The organism is Neochlamydia sp. AcF65, from assembly GCF_018342435.1.
GTDB lineage: Bacteria > Chlamydiota > Chlamydiia > Chlamydiales > Parachlamydiaceae > Neochlamydia.
Genome location: NZ_JAEMUE010000015.1, coordinates 1 through 17055 on the forward strand (window position 1 = coordinate 1; position 17055 = coordinate 17055).

Consider the following 17055-nt stretch of genomic DNA (forward strand, 5'->3'; position numbering starts at 1 on the left):
GGATTTTGGATGTAGTCTTTGAAGAAGACAAGCAAAAATATAAAGACAAAACAATGGCACAAAATTTAAGTTGTTTGCGAAAAATGGCTTTAAATCTTTTAAAAAAGGATCCTCGCAAAGCATCTTTGCAAGCAAAGCGCTTGAGAGCTGCATGTAATATTACTTACAGAGAAGAACTTTTAAAAAATTTATTTATAATGCGTTAACCCTGATATAGGCAAAAAATGGGTTGAAGTTTGCCACTCAATAGTTTTGATAGATTCATATAGTTTCTCTAACTTGGAGATATTCCAGCACTCCTCTATTTTTTTTTGAATATCTTTCAATTCATTGACGATATCCTGACAATTAGATATTTCTTTTTCTGTTTGGTTTAAAATTAAAGAAAATTTACGACGTTCTTTAATGCTAGGGGGTACTAACCTTTTAACTATTCCAAAACTTTCATAAAGTTCTTTCAAATCTTTCCTTTGAGAAACACTACGAATTTTCTCTTTGAATGAACGCAATATCGACCGGTACTGTGTTTCACGTTTGCCAGTTCCATCATTAATTTCTTTACATTTCTTTTCTAAAAAATTCATTTCCAAAGAAGGAATGATTGCTGTAGGTTGAACTTCTAAGCTCATGATAGTTCCTTATAGTTAATCAAAAAAAATTAAAATAACATCAAAAAAAAAAATACCAACTAAAATTTTTGGTAACTATTCAGGACCGGGTGTAATTAAAAGTGTTTGCAAGATAAAGAAGAATTAATACATACTGAAAGTGTAGCAAAAGGAGGTTGCATATGCTTAACAAAGAAGAAGTTAATAACTCACCTTACGCAGGCATAAAACTCCTTTGTAAATTTTGCAGTTCCTGATAGGCCATCTGATTGGCTTTAAGAATTAACTTATATTTTAAAGCAAAGTGTTTGAGTAAGGTGTTAATTTTAAGAAATTCAAGTTTGCAGTAAGCGATAAGAGATGAAAAAATATGATTTCTTTGAGAGCGAGCAATTTTGGTGGGTGATTTTTCAAGGCTAGCATTTTGCTTTATTGATTTGTGATACTCCTCTATGCGCCACCGTTTGTGGTAGATTTCATAGATTCGGCCAGCCTCATAATTTAGATCGTTAGTTACGATGTGGAGAATGCCTGTAGAGCCGTCTTTGTTTTTAAAGAACTTTGTGATTAAAGCTACGGGGAAGGCTAATTCTTTAAGCCAAACTATCCTTTTATCTCCATCTTTGAAATTAAACGTATTTAAATTTTGATACTGGCTTTTTTTCTTTCTTTGTTTTCACCTCACAAAAATACATATCTTTTTTGATTACTTCAAAGCCGATGGGAAAAGCGTGGTCTCCATAGCTAATAAGGCAGGAAAGTAGATTGATCCCTTTTACACACTTCCTTGAGAATGGGAAAAATGCCAGCAGACGATTTCGTTTTCATCTGTATAGGGCTTTTCCTCTATCGTATCGTCAATAATCAATACATTTCCTTTATCTTGCTCTAGATGGCGCACTTGCTTTTTAACATACTGCCATAGTTCTTTCGATCCCCCTGGATTGCTGTTAAGAAAACGGGGGATTTTATCATGGCTAACCTGGCCATCTAAAAGATTGGATAGCCCTGTAGCTGTAGCTTGTTGGTCTTGGCTAATAAGATAATCTGTATAAATATCAAGAAGATCAAGTTTCATTTTTTTCTCCTCTTTTCAAAGAAAAAAATATATTCTTAGAATAATTTTTTCAACTCATCTGTGCGTAAGGTGAGTTATTAACTTCTTTTTTGTTAAGCATATGCAATCTCCTTTTGCTATACTTTCAGTATGTATTAATCCTTCCTTATCTTGCCAACACTTTTAATTACACCCCTAATTCTCTAATTTCTTATTTGCTTGCTAGAGAAAAATTTATTGAGTAAAATTGGCGCTAACCCTTGTTCTTCATATATTATCCATGCCACTCTTCACTAAAGAAAGCCTTGAAAATCTCCGTCAAAGAATAGACCTTGTCGATGTTTTGAATGCCCATCTCGATCTTAAGCGGGCTGGGGCCGCCTATAAAGGGCTATGCCCCTTCCACGATGAAAAAACCCCCTCCTTTATGATTCAGCGGGGAGACACCCATTATCATTGCTTTGGCTGTGGAGCGCATGGCGACGCCATCCAGTTTTTGATGGCGCATCTTAAAATGAGTTTTTCTGAGGCCGTTGAAAGCTTAGCTGAGCGTTTTCATGTGCCTTTAGAAGTTATGGAAGAGGCCGACTCTAATAAAGGCCCTAGTAAGACTCTCTTAAAAGAAGCTCTTGAGCAGGCTTGCCGTTTTTACCATTTCTATCTTCTTCATACTCAGGAAGGGCATGAAGTGTTACATTACTTATATAAAAGGGGACTGGATCTTGATTTTATTAGACATTTTCAGATTGGGTTAGCTCCTAAAGTTCCGGGTCATTTTCGCCAAGTTATGCATGCAAAGCATATCAAAGATGAAATTTTACGCACGGTTGGACTGATAGCAGAAGGTAAGGAGGGCCGCTGGCGTGATTTTTTTTCGGATAGAATTACTTTTCCTATTCGCGATGCGGCAGGAGCAGTGATTGGATTTTCTGCTCGAAAGTATAAAGAGCAAACTTTTGGGGGTAAATATATTAATACCCCTGAAACTACTCTTTTTAAAAAATCTCGCGTTCTTTTTGGATTAAATTATTGCCGTAGACGCCTTGCTAAAGAAGGTAGAGTAATCATTGTAGAAGGCCAAATTGATGCATTGCGCCTGATCCAAGAAGGCTTTAACTTTACAGTTGCCGGGCAAGGTACCGCTTTTGGAGAGGGACATGCCAAAGAACTATTGATGCTAGGCATAAATTTAGTTTATTTAGCATTGGATGGAGATAGTGCAGGACAAGAGGCGAGTGTAAAAATTGGAGATCTTTTCCAGCGCGAAGGGGTAGAAGTCCGAATGGCTCAGATGCCTAAAGGATTAGATCCCGATGTTTTTCTACGGGAAAAAGGACCTGAAGCTTTTTTGAAGCTACTGGAAACAAGTTCTGATTATTTAGATTTTCTTGTTAAGCATTACTCCCAGCAGTATGATTTGCGTTCACCTGCTGCTAAGCATCAGTGCATCGAGAGAATTGCTAAGCAAATCCGCCAATGGGATCAACCTGTATTAGTGCAAGAAAGCTTACGTAAGTTAGCTCATTTGATGCAAGTTCCTGAAAATACACTCTTACTTGAGCAAATTCATACGCCTAATTTGTATATTAAAAAAGCAGCAAATATTGGATTACAGACTATTGATCCGGATCGTATTCTAGAAATGGACTTGCTGCGTTGGCTGCTCATGATGCCAGAGGAACGTGCCCGTCTTTTAAAAATTGCCCAAGAAAATCTAAAGCCCTCAGATTTTCGTGTGCCTATCTGTCAAAAAATGTATTTAGCCTTATTGGATGCATGCCAAAAGAATGAATTTATTGATGTCATTTCCCTTATTTTAAAAATAGATGATTTAGAAAGCCAATTGATCATTTCTGATCTACTTGAAAAGAAAATTAATAAGGAGAAAGCTGAAGCTAATTTTGTAGAAACCCTGCAAAAGATTCTAACGCGAAATTGGATGGGTACTTGCGAGCTTGTTAAAATGAAAATTCAGAGTGGTCAATGTACGGATGATGAAGTTTTGGAATTAGTCAAAGAATATAATACGCTTAGAAAAAGCCTTCCTAAGGTTAATGTTTCTCTGTAAGGAATGTCTTTTTATGGAGAAAACATAGAGTAGGGTAAAAGCTTTGAGTAGGATAAAAGCTTTAAAAAAATTAAACCTGTTTTAATAGAGCTTGCTGTATGCATTCTTCTACCTCTTCCTCGCTACAACCCATTTGGTTAATGAAGTTCTCATAAATATCTTAGCGCGAGTTAAAGGATAGCTAAGTGTAAAGCAGAAGTTCCATTTTTTATAAGGTTAAAGGGGATAATTAGTTTATTATTAAACCCTTAGGCTTTTTTATTAAAAATTGTAGTCGCCAAAAAATTACTTAGACTGGTTTTCAGCAAATTCCAGAACTACTTCACCAAAATAGATAAATGCTTGAGGCTTTAAAGATAGAGTTACCAAAAGTTTTGCCAAAAAATCATGCGCATGTAGTCACTAGGAAAAAACGCCGGCAACAAATATAAACTGTTAACAATCAATAAATTGTTTACTACTGGTGGTGTCTAAAAAAATGGAACTTCCGGTATAATGGCAAGAAGTTTCTCTCTTTTTTTACAGAGTGTTATGGCTGGGAGAACAACCTTTCTTGCAGGAAGAAGCTAGGCGTATTGTATTCCATCATACGATAAAAGAATTAAAGAATTGCATCAAAAAGAACCATTTTCTCAAATAAGGCAAAGAATCAATCTCATTCTTTTAGCCAAACTAAGATTGCCGCTTCACTTACTCTCCAAAAACTGTGGCTGCTATTAAATGCTTGAAAGGTCTCCACCCTTTTTGTGGATCTATCTGGAAAAAAAGCACCGGTAGGTCATCTGTAAATTGTCTTTTATGGATAAGGATATGAATTGGTTTGACTTGCTTTTTTAATTTTTTTATATTGCCTTTAATAAATAAGAGGCTGAAAAGTTATCATTCTCAAAGGAAATAAAATGCATCCTATCTCTTCGGCCTCTATTGAAAGCTTACCTAATGAATTGCTGCTCCCTATCTTAGAGGCCTGTGCAGTGCCTTCCTTATTTAGCGTTAGTAAAAGATGGCGTCATCTGCTGGCTTCTGAAGTAATGCCTTCTCTTTATAAACAAATAGGTAAAGTACATGTTTCCCAAGAGGATATTAGCAAGCAGGCTTTTATTTTAGATAGGATTTATAAGCTAGAAAGTAGCCTCTCTGAAACAGCAAAGGTAAATGCAATTTTTAGGCAAATCTTTACTTTAGCTAGTTCTCTTTCTCCTCTAGAATTTAAAGGGAAGACTGAAGAAAAGAAATATTTTACTTTAGCTAACTACTCCTCTTATCTGCAAAATATTAATCGTCTTTTACTTTGGAAAAAACTTCCTGGTGGGGAAGAATACTTGAGCCGAGAAGAAATTAAGCACTTGCCTCTAGAGAAAAAAGGAGAGCTTCTTAGAGATTGGATTAAAGAAAATTGTAAAAACATCACAGCTTTAGATTTATCTAAAGTAGGCTTGACTTATTTACCATCGGAAATATACCAGTTATCTCAGCTGCAAAGGCTTAAATTAAATCAAAACCAGCTCACCAGTCTGCCTGGAGAAATCGGGCAATTGTCTCAGCTGCATACCCTTGGCTTAAATCAAAACCAGCTCACCAGTCTTCCTGCAGAAATAGGTCAATTGTCTCAGCTCATACGGCTTGGCTTAAATCAAAACCAGCTCACCGCTCAGCCTGCAGAAATGGGGCAGCTGTCTCAGCTGCAGGAGCTTTCCTTAAATCAAAACCAGCTCACCAGCCTGCCTGGAGAAATCGTCCAACTGTTTGAGCTCCAAACGCTTGATTTAAGCCAAAACCAGCTCACCAGCCTGCCTACAGAAATCGGGCAATTGTCTCAGCTGCAGGAGCTTTCCTTAAATCAAAACCAGCTCACCAGTCTGCCTGCAGAAATAGGTCAATTGTCTCAGCTGATACGACTTGGCTTAAATCAAAACCAGTTCACCAGCCTGCCTACAGAAATTGGGCGATTGCCTCAGCTGCAATGGCTTGATTTAAGCCAAAACCAGCTCACCAGCCTGCCTTTAGAAATCGGGCAATTGTCTCAGCTGCAAGGGCTTGATTTAAGCCAAAACCAGCTCACCAGTCTGCCTTTAGAAATCGGGCAATTGTCTCAGCTGCAAGGGCTTGATTTAAGCCAAAACCAGCTCACCAGTCTGCCTACAGAAATCGTGCAACTTTTTGAGCTCCAAGCGCTTGATTTAAGCCAAAACCAGCTCACCAGCCTGCCTACAGAAATCGGACAATTGTCTCAGCTGCAAGGGCTTGATTTAAGCCAAAACCAGCTCGCCAGTCTGCCTGCAGAAATTGGGCAATTGTCTCAGCTGCAAGGGCTTTACTTAAATCAAAACCAGCTTACCAGTCTTCCTGCAGTAATCGGGCAGCTGTCTCAGCTGCAAGAGCTTGAGTTAAGCCAAAACCAGCTCATCAGCCTGCCTACAGAAATTGGGCAGCTGCCTCAGCTTACCAAGCTTGAATTAGCGGAAAATCCTTTGAAAGATATTCCAGAAAAAATAAGGCAGCGTTTTCCATTGTAGAATGGCCATAAGTACTTTGTAGATTGGGAGGGGCTAAAATGGAATAAAAAACTTTTAGCGGAAGTTCCATTTTTTATAAGGTTAAAATTTCTAATTGGTTTATTATTAAACCCTTAGAGGTTGTTTATAAAAAATTATAGTCGCCAAAAAACTACTTAAACTGGTTTTCAGCAAATTCCAAAACCACGTCACCAAATAGATAAATGCTTGAGGCTTTAAAAATAGAGTTACCAAAAGTTTTGCCAAAGAATCATGCGCATGTAGTCACTAGGAAAAAGCGTCGGCAATAACATAACCTGTTAATATTCAAAAATTTATTTACTACTGATTATTTCAAAAAAATGGAACTGCCGGTAAAAAGGTAACTTAAGCTTGGAATAAATCTTAAATGGTTGGTTTAGAAAATTTTTTGTTTCCTAAAAAAACAAGAGATCTAAGGAAATGGCCCTTAGATCTCTTGGATTTTAGCTACCTATTATCTATCATCAATGAGTACCTATTACCAAGTAACTGTTACGCCTCCAGCAAGGTTCCAGGCAGAAAAACGATCCCACACTTCGCCAGAAAACTCAACATAGCCTTGCCAGCAGTTATAAAAGGTTTTAGCAATATTAACTGAACCTTCAAAACCGCTAGTTTTTTGGTGGACGCCTTTAATTCTAAATTGCGAGCCTAAGTTTTTAAAGTGGGCTTGGAAACGTTCTTGTAACAAGTTAAAGCGATATTTCCAGGCAGCATCGGCATTTAAATGAAGCTCCCACCAAGGTAGATTAGTGCTCAAGTGTGTTCCTAAATAACCCACAGAGGCACTGATGTTTTTGCCACGCACATGTAAGTTGAGTGATTGAGCTCCATGTTCGCTAAGAGCATGGCGACGGTAAGAAGCATGTTCTAGTCGTGCAAAAGGCTGAACATAGAAGTTCTCGTAACCTAAATTTAGGCCAAGTTCTGTAAAAGATGTCCATTCGCTGACTCTAGCTTTTCCTCTAGCTTTTCTCGTAAGGTTACCCACATCAATAGAACGTTTGACTCTTACGCAGTCGGCACCAAGAATTGTTCCAGAAAAAGAATAGAAGTGGGGATTATTCCACATGTAGTAAATAGCTCCTTGCCAATTATTACCCTTGCCATGCCCATTTTGCTTAAAATGAATATGGTCTTTTTCATAAGAACCGGCAATACCAACCGTTAGCCACGAGTTTAAGAAATTAAAATTTAATGGCTTTTGGGCACCAAAGGTAATATTGAAATCATCCATTCTATAACCTTTAGCTCCATGAGAGTTACGTAGACGGCTCTGGCCTCCGCCTACAGCTCCCCATAGTCTATATTCATCACAGTTTTCTCCACATTGTAAGCCTAAGCTATCATTGATGATAGGTTGGTACATCCTACGAATAAATGTTTGGGAAGCTGTTTGATTAGGCTGCATTAAATTAGCATATTGCTCGCCAGACAAATCATTGAGAGCTTCTCTTTGCTCCTTAGAAGAAAGATTAGAGAGGTTATTAATTACCAGCGCTTCATCGGCAGATCCTGTAGTAGTAGAGCTCCATTGCTGAGCGATGTGTCTCTCATTATAGGTAGAGGTAGAAAATGAGGCACTCATCAAATTGCCCAAAGGGCAAATTAAAGTACAACTACTCAAGCAAATTGTTAAAAGGGCTTTTAAATTATTTTTCATACGCATGTCCTATGCTGGTTGATAATGGAAAAACTCACTGATAGGTTTTTTTTAAATTTATCTCAAGAAAAAATTGATAAAGAGGGGGATGAGGTTGATTTGCTTTATTTGCTTTCTTAGCTCTAAGCTTGTTTTGGAGGTTATTTTCTTAATAAATAATTTAGGGGAGAAAACGATTTTTATCCTGTTCTTTTGGGAGCAAGCAGCTATTTTGCAAGAAAAAACTTTGACGATTTTGAGCGATTAATCGATACATCCAATTATATAAAAAAGAAGGAAGAAAGGAAATCCAGCCAATAAGCATCCATCTTCCGCCTAATAGCCATAAAACTTGCAAGGCAGCTTGCCCCCATAAATAAACTTCTTTTTGAGAAGAAGCATAATTTTTAAGAAGAATTAAAGAATTGGCTGTATGAACCTTTCTAGGCAGAGTTCCTAGTAGTTTTCCTGCCGTTAAGCCTTGTAAAGGTGCAAAGACAAATAGTTGCTTGGTATCATGTTTTATAAGAAAATATACAACATGGCTGCAGAGGGCACAGGTGCCATCATAAAAAATTAAATGTTTGTCCATGCTGTTTTTTTTCATCCATCGTTTAAGAAAGGCAAAACAAAGCTCTAAGAGCTAGTTATCTAGATATAATTTTTAACATTAATAAATGTGTTTCATAAGCAAAAAATTATCAAGTAAAAATATCCATCGTATTGCCAGTGATCTGGCATGCAAGCACCTGCTGAGTAATCAACGCGCTAGCAAGCGGCAAGCTCGCTGGGAGGGTTAAAATCCTAAACATGCTCACGATAAAGTGAAGCTTAAGAAAGGTGTGTTTTTCATCATATCTTTAACTTCCTCTTAAAAGCCCTGATCTTTGAGCCTTTCTTTAAGGAATGTTTTGAAGCCTAGCTTGTATTCAATAGGCTAATCAGAGTAGTTTTTTTACGCTTTTTTTCATGGAAAAAAGTTAAAGTTGCTGCTCTCTGGATGAAAAATTGCAAAAAATAAGAAAAGCTTTTTAATCAATCCTATCCACCTAAGCAGCTAGCCATATTCATAGAGGCCTTCCTACTGGCCTTTATTCTTAGGGAGTTTTGAGCAAATAAGCCTCTTCAAATGCTTTTCCCACAATAGATTGGGCTTCATCTAATATTTGCTCTAAATGCTCTTGACCTCGAAAACTTTCTCCATAAATCTTGTAAATGTCTTCTGTCCCTGAAGGGCGAGCAGCAAACCATCCATTTTCGGTAACGACCTTTACCCCTCCTATGGCAGCACTGTTTCCTGCTGCATGAGTAAAGATACCCTGGATAGCTTCGCCTGCTATTTTCTTTGCTTGTATCTGCAAGGCAGAAAAGTTTTTTAATATCTGTCTTTGCTTAAGACTGGCGGGTGCTTCTACTCTATCATAAGCTGGGTTTCCAAATTCGCGAGTTAAATCCTGATAAATTTCACCTGGGTCTTTACCTAGTTTGGCCGTCATTTCAGCAGCTAGTAAGGACAGGATAATCCCATCTTTATCCGTCGTCCAAGTTTTACCATCTAAACGAGCAAAAGAGGCGCCAGCACTTTCTTCGCCACAAAAACCTAAAGATTCATTAAGAAGTCCATCGACAAACCATTTAAACCCTACTGGTACCTCATAAATTTTTCGATTTAATTGAGTGGCCACACGATCAATCATTTGGCTGCTGACGAGCGTTTTGCCTATTGCTGCCCCGGGATTCCATAAAGGCCGATGTTGAAAAAGATAAAAGATGGCGGCAGCGAGATAATGATTAGGGGGAAGTAAGCCTGAACTTTTAGTGACAATGCCATGTCTATCGTGATCAGTATCGCAGGCAAATGCGACATCGAAGCGATTTTTTAAATTGATTAGCCCTTGCATAGCATAGGCTGAAGAGGGATCCATACGAATTTGACCGTCCCAATCTAGAGTCATAAATTGGAAGGTTGGATCAATCGTCTTGTTAACTACGGTAAGGTTTAGCTTGTAACGTTCTGCTATAGGCTCCCAATAATGAATTCCCGCTCCACCTAGTGGATCTACTCCCAAGTTTATCTGGGATTTTTGAATAATCTCCATATTGATTACATTTTTAAGATCGCCAACATAGGCTTCAAGGTAGTTATAGCGTTTAGTGGTAGGCAAGCTTAAGGCTTTTTCATAGGAAATTCTCTTAAGGCCTCTTAGCTCATTACGCATTAGTTCATTGGCTTTTGTTTCAATCCATTGGGTAATATGAAGGTCAGCGGGTCCTCCGCTAGGGGGGTTATATTTGATGCCACCTTGACTAGGGGGATTATGGGAAGGGGTAATGACGATACCATCGGCTAAATTTTTGGTGCGATGGCGGTTATATGACACTATAGCATGGGAGATAACGGGCGTAGGTGTATACTCTTCTCCTTCAGCTAGCAAAATTTCTATTCCATTGGCTGCTAATACTTCTAGAGCACTCATTAAAGCTGGCTTAGAAAGCGCATGCGTATCCATACCCAGAAATAAAGGACCATCAATCCCTTGCTGCTTGCGATACTGGCAAATCGCTTGGCTAATAGCTAGAATATGATGTTCATTGAAGCTTTTCTGTAATGCAGACCCACGGTGGCCCGATGTTCCAAAAGCTACCTGTTGAGCGGTGTCTAGGGGATCGGGCTTTTCAGCGTAATAAGCTGCGATAAGTTGGGGTATATTTACAAGTTTATCAGAAGGACTGATTTTTCCGGCTAGTGGGCTGACTCTCATTTATTTCCTCTTCATATTATATGATAGCATGTTAGCTTAAAGTTTTATTAAGTCCTACTATGAGATTCCTTACAAGGAAAAGGTTTTTAACTTTAACTTGCACCAATAAAATAGTTTATTAGCTTTTTAACCTTCTTCGTTTAAAGGATTCTCCAAGCGGCTTATGGGTGCCAGCTTTGAAGCTTAATATGTGTTTTAAAATATTTTATGTATATAAAATTTATAGGTAACCTTGCAAAAATGTAAAGATGTTGATAAGGTCTGTGCAGGATAAAAAGCAACCCTATCTGCGAAAAAGATAAAGATTCTACAAAATTTTTTTTGCGTTAAGTTGAAAAATACAGAAAGCTTACAAGAGGAGCCTATATGAAAAATACATACAATCCTGTCCCTTCCACCCTGGCAGTATCCACTCATCTCCAAGCGGAAGCAAGTCATGAAATTTCTCAAGTTCTCAATCCCTTAATTGCGGATGCTTTTGCTCTATATGTAAAAACAAAAAGCTATCATTGGCATATGTTTGGCCCTCACTTTCGCGATTATCATCTCTTGATGGATGAGCAAGCCGAGCAGATCTTTGCGATGATCGATGTGCTTGCAGAAAGGGTACGTAAGCTGGGAGCTCTTACCATTCACTCTATCAAACAGATTAGCCAATTGCAAAATGTGCAAGATGATGACGAGCTATCCGTTGAAGCCATCCAGATGCTTAAGCGTTTAGAAGAGGAAAATAGAAACTTGGCTGCTCGCATGCTTGCTGCCCATAAAGTTTGTCAAGAGTACCAGGATGTGGCTACGACTAGCATCCTTGAAGTTTATATCGACGAGGCCGAGCGGCGAGCCTGGTTTCTTTTCGAAACGCAACAGAGCTAAATCCTTTGCTGATCAGGGCTTAAGATACCATAAACTTGGGGGAGCTTGACTTGGATCTTTGAACAAGCTTTATTTCTTGGCTTTGTGTACTTTCTTCTTAAAGAAGAATTTAAAGCTGGTTGATTTTTTTGCAAGAAAATCCTAGAAAGTAAGGAAAAGCTTTTTGAAGCTTACAGGGATAAGTTCCTAACTTAAGGTAGAAAAACAATGAGCAAGACTTAAAGAGGATAGAAATGTTTCATCTGCCTGAATTTCCTTAATCTATTCATAGCTAACCATCAAAAAAAAGTTGATTTGAATTCGGAAATAAAAGATTTATTGTTCATTCTTTCATTTATCTAGACAAAGTGGCTCGCCTCAGATAAAAGGATAAAGAAAAATTTGAATAAATAGATAGGGGTACCAGCAAAGTAGCGGGTGTCTATTATCTTTTTAGGAATTGAAAAAGATGAACAAAATCTACAAATCAGCCTTTTTTATTGTTTCTCTTCTTGCCATCTTCCTCGTAGTAGGATGGTTTGTGCATACTAGCGATATCGCTGTGCTCAATCCCAAAGGAGCGATCGCTCAAAGAGAACTGGACTTAATCATTCAAGCTACTCTTCTGATGTTGATTGTGGTTATTCCAGTATTTATCTTGATGATTGCTATTGCTTGCCGCTATAGAGCCAGCAACTCCAAAGCAAAATATACACCCGATTGGGATCACAGCCATCTTGTTGAGTTTATCTGGTGGGCAATTCCTTTTGTGATTGTTCTGATCCTTTCGGTTATCACTTGGAAAAGTAGTTTTGAATTAGATCCTTTCAAGCCGCTACAGGCAAGCACTAAGCCTCTGACCATACAAGCTGTAGCTCTACAGTGGAAATGGCTATTTATCTATCCTGAGCAGAAAATTGCTACGGTAAATTTTCTTCAGTTTCCCAAAGACACGCCTCTTAATTTTGAAGTCACTGCTGACGCTCCTATGAATGCATTTTGGATCCCGCAACTGGGCGGGCAAGTGTATGCGATGCCCGGCATGAAAGCAAAACTACATCTTATAGCGCATGAGCTAGGCAGCTTTAGAGGTTCTTCTGCAAACTTTAGTGGAGAAGGCTTTGCTGGCATGAAATTTACGGCTAAGGCCACTTCATCCGAAGATTTCGAGCAATGGGTAGAAAAAGCAAAGCAATCACCTAAGCAACTTAGCTTAAACGAGTATAAAAAATTAATCCTACCCACTCACAATTCCTCCGCAGAGACCTATATTTTGCAAAAAGAAAATTTGTTTGATTGGATCCTTATGAGCTACATGATGCCCATGGGCTCAAATCCAAGCAAAAGCGATGCCTCTTTAGAATAATTAGTAAGTATTTGATCTTAATCCATATAGGGAAATGACATGTTTGGAAAATTAAACCTTGAAGCTTTCAAGCACGACCCCATTGAAAGTGGTGCGGGTATAGGCATGGCTATAGCTGGCTTAATGATTGTGGCTCTCTTATTTTATTTCCGTCGGTGGAAATGGCTTTGGAATGAATGGTTAACCTCACTGGACCATAAAAAAATTGGCATGATGTATATCATTGTTTCTCTTTTAATGCTCTTCAAAGGCGTGGTAGATGCTTTGATGTTACGGGCTCAGCAGATACTCGCAGTAGGGGAATCGCAGGGCTTTTTGACCCCTTCCCATTTCCAGCAAGTATTCTCTGCTCATGGGACCACCATGATTTTCTTTGTGAGCATGGGAGCCGTGTTCGGCTTGTTGAACTTAATCGTGCCTTTACAGATAGGCGCTCGGGATGTGGCTTTTCCTTTTATGAATTCCTTGAGCTTTTGGCTGTTTGCAGCAGGTGCATTTTTGGTCAATCTTTCCCTTGTTATAGGAAATTTCTCGGCGACAGGATGGTTAGCTTATCCACCACTTTCAAGCCTACAATACAGCCCTGATGTAGGCGTAGATTACTGGATATGGAGTATACAGATTGCTGGTATGGGCAGCTTGCTCTCGGGAATTAATTTCTTAGTGACTATTTTAAAGATGCGTTGTCCTGGCATGACGCTGATGAAAATGCCTTTATTTACCTGGAGTGCTTTAAATAGCATGGTTTTAGTCATTTTTGCTTTCCCTATTTTAACAGCTACCCTTGTCATGTTGAGCCTAGATCGTACCGTAGGAACCCATTTTTTCACGGCCGATTTTGGAGGCAATCCTATGATGTATATCAACCTCATCTGGGCCTGGGGGCATCCCGAAGTTTATATTCTCATGTTGCCAGGTTTTGGAATTTTCTCAGAAGTTGTGGCAACTTTTTCACATAAGCGCTTATTCGGCTATACCTCCATGGTATGGGCGCTAGCTTCCATTACTTTTCTATCTTTTATCGTCTGGCTGCATCACTTCTTTACGATGGGAGCAGGCGCCAATGTTAACGCCTTCTTTGGCATTATGACCATGCTTGTTGCTATTCCCACGGGCGTAAAAATTTTTAACTGGCTATTTACTATGTGTAGAGGACGTATTCAATTTTCACGGCCTATGCTTTGGTTTTTAGGTTTCGTAGTCATCTTTACGAGTGGAGGCATGACAGGTGTGTTAATGTCTGTGCCTGCTGCTGATTTCCAGGTGCATAATAGCTTATTTTTGGTAGCCCATTTTCATTCCATGGTCATTGGAGGCGTCTTATTTGCTTTTTTCGCCGGCCTTGCTTATTGGCTTCCTAAGTTTTTAGGGTTCAAATTGCATGAAAAGCTGGGAAGATATGCTTTTTGGTGTTGGATTATAGGTTTTTTCTTGGCCTTCATGCCGCTCTATCTCATTGGCTTAATGGGGGCCACCCGCCGTTTAAATCATTATGAGGAGGCCACTGGCTGGCATCCCTTATTTGTGATTGCCGGGGTAGGCGTTTGCATCATTATTGTTGGCGCTTCCCTCCAATTTTTACAACTTATGGTAGGTGTGATTCAACGTAAACAAAATAGGGTGGGTGACGATCCCTGGAATGGCAGGACACTGGAATGGTCCATTTCTTCTCCTCCACCCCTTTATAATTTTGCTATGATCCCTGAAGTGAACGAGCGCGATCCTTATTGGGCTAAAAAACAGGCGCATGTGCTGGATGCAAAGAAGCCTTGTTATCAAGATATTCATCTGCCTAAAAACTCTGCCATGGGTATCTATGTGGCTAGCTTTAGCCTCCTCTTTGGCTTTGCAGTTATTTGGCATATTTGGTGGCTTGCTCTCTTGAGCTTGCTAGGCACTATAATAGGCACCCTTATACGTCTCTTAGATGATAATACCGACTACTACCTATCAGCTGCAGAGGTAGAAAAAATAGAGTTAGCACATGCCAGGAGTAGGGGATAGCTATGACAGATTTAACGACGCTTTCATCCATCAATCATGCGGACTCTTCTCAAGCCACCTCTGCTAAAACGCTCTTTGGCTTTTGGATCTACTTAATGACCGACTGCATTTTGTTTGCCACCTTTTTTGCTACCTATGCCGTGCTGCACAATAGTACATATGGTGGACCTTCTGCTGGTCAATTGTTTAGCCCTACCTTTGCTTTGATAGAAACTCTTATCTTATTAACCAGCAGCTTTACCAGCGGATTGGTTATGTTAGCGGCTCACCGACAAGAAAAAAATAAGACGTTAAGCTATTTAAGCTTAACATTTTTATTAGGGCTATCCTTTTTGATCCTGGAAATAATGGAATTTAACTATCTTATCCAGGAGGGACATAGCTGGCAAAAAAGTGCTTTCCTTTCAGCCTATTTCACCTTGGTTAGCACCCATGGCTTGCATATTCTAGCAGGCTTACTATGGATAGTAGTCCTGGGAATGCAAATTTTGTCCCGGGGTTTGAGCGCAAATACGCTTAGACGATTAGCTTGCTTTAGCATGTTTTGGCATTTTTTAGATATTATATGGATTTTTATCTTCACCTTTGTCTACTTAATGGGAGCGCAGTAACATGAAAGATAATCTTTATCCTATAAAAACTCCGCAAGCTTCTAGGCATGGAAGCTTTAAATCCTATGGAATAGGGTTTGTTTTATCCATCGTATTGACTTTAGCTGCCTATATAGCTGTCCAGGAGCATTTATTCAGCGGTAAAATTTTAGCTCTTACCTTGGTTAGCCTAGGGGGCATGCAAGCTTTAATTCAGCTTTTATTTTTTCTTCACCTTAAGGAAGAGGCCAAGCCCCGCTGGAATCTAGTGGCTTTAACTTTTATGATAGCGGTGATTGCCATTTTAGTAGTCGGCTCGCTATGGATTATGAATGATTTAGATGAAAGATTGATGTCTATGCAAACGATGTTTCACCCCAGCGAATAGAAAATATGGCTATAAACTCCAGGATTAAATCATAAGGCTATTTAAGACGATGACCATTAAAACTTATTACATGTTGACTAAACCTGGCATCATAGCAGGTAATGCGGTAACAACTTTTGGCGGCTTTATGCTTGCTTCAAAAGGACCTTTTAACTTCTGGTTGTTTTGCTTGACTCTTATAGGTCTATCTTTAGTGATTGCCTCAGCATGCGTGTTTAACAACTATATGGATCGAGAGATAGATAAGAAAATGGCCAGGACTAAAAATCGCGCGCTTGTTAAGGGTCTGGTCTCTAAACAAAACGCACTCCTATTTGGTACTTTTCTTGGTTTTTTAGGAATGGGCGTGTTAGCTTTATATGTTAATTTTTTGACAGCCATGATAGCTCTAACTGGTTTTTTATTCTATGTAGTCGTGTATGGCCTATCAAAATATAGATCTTCTTATGGCACGGTAATAGGAAGCCTAGCAGGAGGCGTCCCTCCCGTTGTAGGTTATTGCGCGGCCAGCAATCAATTAGACTTAGGTGCTTTCCTCCTGTTTACCATTATGGTCCTATGGCAAATGCCCCATTTCTTTGCGATTACCCTCTATCGCCTAGAGGATTATGCTGCCGCCTCCATCCCAGTTTTGCCGCTTGAAAAGGGTATATACACAACCAAAATACAAATGTGGCTATATATCATGGCTTTTATCTTGGCGACTGTCATGTTAACGTTCATGGGATATACTGGCTATGCCTATTTAACCGTGGCTGTCCTGATGGGGTTAATGTGGTATGTATTATGTTTAAAAGGTTTTAAAAGTGATAACGACAAGCAATGGGCCCGCCAAATGTTTTTATTTTCTATCGTAGTGATTATGGTCGAATATTTCATGATGGCTATCGATAGGGTTTAAAAGGAAGCGATGGCTGGCTAATCAACCTGATGGCTCTGCTTGGCTATCTTGTAAAAGAGTTTAAGAATCAAGATAATCATTTCTACCGCATTTTTCGCTAGCAAATAGCAAGAATAGATAGACAGTATTAACAGTAACTAAGAATTTATTTTAAGATCCAAGCCTAAAAACTATAAAAGAATCCATTAATACTAAATCAAAGAAATAGCCAAAAAAAATTTACCTTCGCGATTTTAGGTTTATCTCCTTGCTTTTTTAAAGGTGCAAATAGATTTATGAA

The 17055-nt window shown here is 38.9% G+C and carries 12 protein-coding genes and 2 pseudogenes; 9 read left to right on the top strand and 5 right to left on the bottom strand.

What is annotated here, in order from left to right; all coding sequences use genetic code 11:
- Positions 1 to 206, top strand: a pseudogene (locus NEOC65_RS01145) (ISAs1 family transposase); the annotation flags it as partial.
- Here NEOC65_RS01145 and NEOC65_RS01150 read toward each other — a convergent pair.
- Positions 189 to 629 carry a hypothetical protein gene (locus tag NEOC65_RS01150; RefSeq protein WP_213155428.1) on the bottom strand — a complete coding sequence of 147 codons (441 nt, stop codon included), beginning with the start codon at positions 627 to 629 and terminating at the stop codon, positions 189 to 191. The pseudogene NEOC65_RS01145 and the gene NEOC65_RS01150 sit on opposite strands and share 18 nt — an antisense overlap.
- Before the next feature lie 193 nt (positions 630 to 822).
- Positions 823 to 1686, bottom strand: a pseudogene (locus NEOC65_RS09900) (transposase).
- A gap of 226 nt (positions 1687 to 1912) precedes the next feature.
- Here NEOC65_RS09900 and dnaG point away from each other — a divergent pair.
- Together dnaG and NEOC65_RS01170 are read left to right on the top strand one after the other, a co-directional pair.
- Positions 1913 to 3733, top strand: a complete 1821-nt coding sequence (dnaG, locus tag NEOC65_RS01165) for a DNA primase (protein ID WP_249298954.1) — start codon at positions 1913 to 1915, stop codon at positions 3731 to 3733.
- A gap of 899 nt (positions 3734 to 4632) precedes the next feature.
- Positions 4633 to 6249 (top strand): leucine-rich repeat domain-containing protein, encoded by a 1617-nt coding sequence (locus tag NEOC65_RS01170; RefSeq protein ID WP_213155430.1) that lies wholly within the window; start codon positions 4633 to 4635, stop codon positions 6247 to 6249.
- 499 nt (positions 6250 to 6748) lie between these two features.
- Here NEOC65_RS01170 and NEOC65_RS01175 read toward each other — a convergent pair whose 3' ends face one another.
- The 3 genes from NEOC65_RS01175 to pgm form a co-directional block, all read right to left on the bottom strand.
- Complete coding sequence (locus tag NEOC65_RS01175) at positions 6749 to 7858, bottom strand: autotransporter outer membrane beta-barrel domain-containing protein (RefSeq protein WP_213155431.1); 1110 nt, start codon at positions 7856 to 7858, stop codon at positions 6749 to 6751.
- Positions 7859 to 8093: 235 nt separating this feature from the next.
- Positions 8094 to 8504 (bottom strand): thiol-disulfide oxidoreductase DCC family protein, encoded by a 411-nt coding sequence (locus tag NEOC65_RS01180; protein ID WP_213155432.1) that lies wholly within the window; start codon positions 8502 to 8504, stop codon positions 8094 to 8096.
- 505 nt (positions 8505 to 9009) lie between these two features.
- Complete coding sequence (pgm, locus tag NEOC65_RS01185) at positions 9010 to 10674, bottom strand: phosphoglucomutase (alpha-D-glucose-1,6-bisphosphate-dependent) (RefSeq protein ID WP_213155433.1); 1665 nt, start codon at positions 10672 to 10674, stop codon at positions 9010 to 9012.
- Between the two features lie 366 nt (positions 10675 to 11040).
- Here pgm and NEOC65_RS01190 point away from each other — a divergent pair, with 366 nt between their 5' ends.
- From NEOC65_RS01190 to cyoE, 6 genes are all read left to right on the top strand, one after another.
- On the top strand, positions 11041 to 11547 hold the full coding sequence (locus NEOC65_RS01190; protein WP_213155434.1) for a Dps family protein: 507 nt from the start codon (positions 11041 to 11043) through the stop codon (positions 11545 to 11547).
- A 448-nt stretch (positions 11548 to 11995) separates the two neighbouring features.
- Entirely contained in the window at positions 11996 to 12892 is an 897-nt protein-coding gene (gene cyoA, locus NEOC65_RS01195; RefSeq protein WP_213155435.1) for a ubiquinol oxidase subunit II, read from the top strand.
- Positions 12893 to 12931: 39 nt separating this feature from the next.
- Positions 12932 to 14896: a cytochrome o ubiquinol oxidase subunit I gene (gene cyoB, locus NEOC65_RS01200; protein ID WP_213155436.1), complete on the top strand. Its 1965-nt coding sequence runs from the start codon at positions 12932 to 12934 to the stop codon at positions 14894 to 14896.
- Between the two features lie 2 nt (positions 14897 to 14898).
- Positions 14899 to 15507: a cytochrome o ubiquinol oxidase subunit III gene (gene cyoC / locus NEOC65_RS01205; protein ID WP_213152219.1), complete on the top strand. Its 609-nt coding sequence runs from the start codon at positions 14899 to 14901 to the stop codon at positions 15505 to 15507.
- A gap of 1 nt (position 15508) precedes the next feature.
- The gene (cyoD, locus tag NEOC65_RS01210) at positions 15509 to 15874 is read left to right on the top strand and encodes a cytochrome o ubiquinol oxidase subunit IV (RefSeq protein WP_213155437.1); all 366 of its coding nucleotides are present in this window, start codon (positions 15509 to 15511) and stop codon (positions 15872 to 15874) included.
- Between the two features lie 49 nt (positions 15875 to 15923).
- A complete protein-coding gene (gene cyoE / locus NEOC65_RS01215) occupies positions 15924 to 16775 on the top strand; it encodes a heme o synthase (RefSeq protein WP_249298956.1) in 852 nt (283 codons plus the stop codon).
- Positions 16776 to 17055: the final 280 nt, after the last annotated feature.

What these genes read in the sequence shown, in the direction of transcription:
- NEOC65_RS01150 (WP_213155428.1), bottom strand. Translation starts at nt 629, where the DNA reads ATGAGCTTAGAAGTTCAACCTACAGCAATCATTCCTTCTTTGGAAATG.
- NEOC65_RS01170 (WP_213155430.1), top strand. Translation starts at nt 4,633, where the DNA reads ATGCATCCTATCTCTTCGGCCTCTATTGAAAGCTTACCTAATGAATTG.
- NEOC65_RS01175 (WP_213155431.1), bottom strand. Translation starts at nt 7,858, where the DNA reads ATGAGTGCCTCATTTTCTACCTCTACCTATAATGAGAGACACATCGCT.
- NEOC65_RS01180 (WP_213155432.1), bottom strand. Translation starts at nt 8,504, where the DNA reads ATGGACAAACATTTAATTTTTTATGATGGCACCTGTGCCCTCTGCAGC.
- pgm (WP_213155433.1), bottom strand. Translation starts at nt 10,674, where the DNA reads ATGAGAGTCAGCCCACTAGCCGGAAAAATCAGTCCTTCTGATAAACTT.
- NEOC65_RS01190 (WP_213155434.1), top strand. Translation starts at nt 11,041, where the DNA reads ATGAAAAATACATACAATCCTGTCCCTTCCACCCTGGCAGTATCCACT.
- cyoA (WP_213155435.1), top strand. Translation starts at nt 11,996, where the DNA reads ATGAACAAAATCTACAAATCAGCCTTTTTTATTGTTTCTCTTCTTGCC.
- cyoB (WP_213155436.1), top strand. Translation starts at nt 12,932, where the DNA reads ATGTTTGGAAAATTAAACCTTGAAGCTTTCAAGCACGACCCCATTGAA.
- cyoC (WP_213152219.1), top strand. Translation starts at nt 14,899, where the DNA reads ATGACAGATTTAACGACGCTTTCATCCATCAATCATGCGGACTCTTCT.
- cyoD (WP_213155437.1), top strand. Translation starts at nt 15,509, where the DNA reads ATGAAAGATAATCTTTATCCTATAAAAACTCCGCAAGCTTCTAGGCAT.
- cyoE (WP_249298956.1), top strand. Translation starts at nt 15,924, where the DNA reads ATGACCATTAAAACTTATTACATGTTGACTAAACCTGGCATCATAGCA.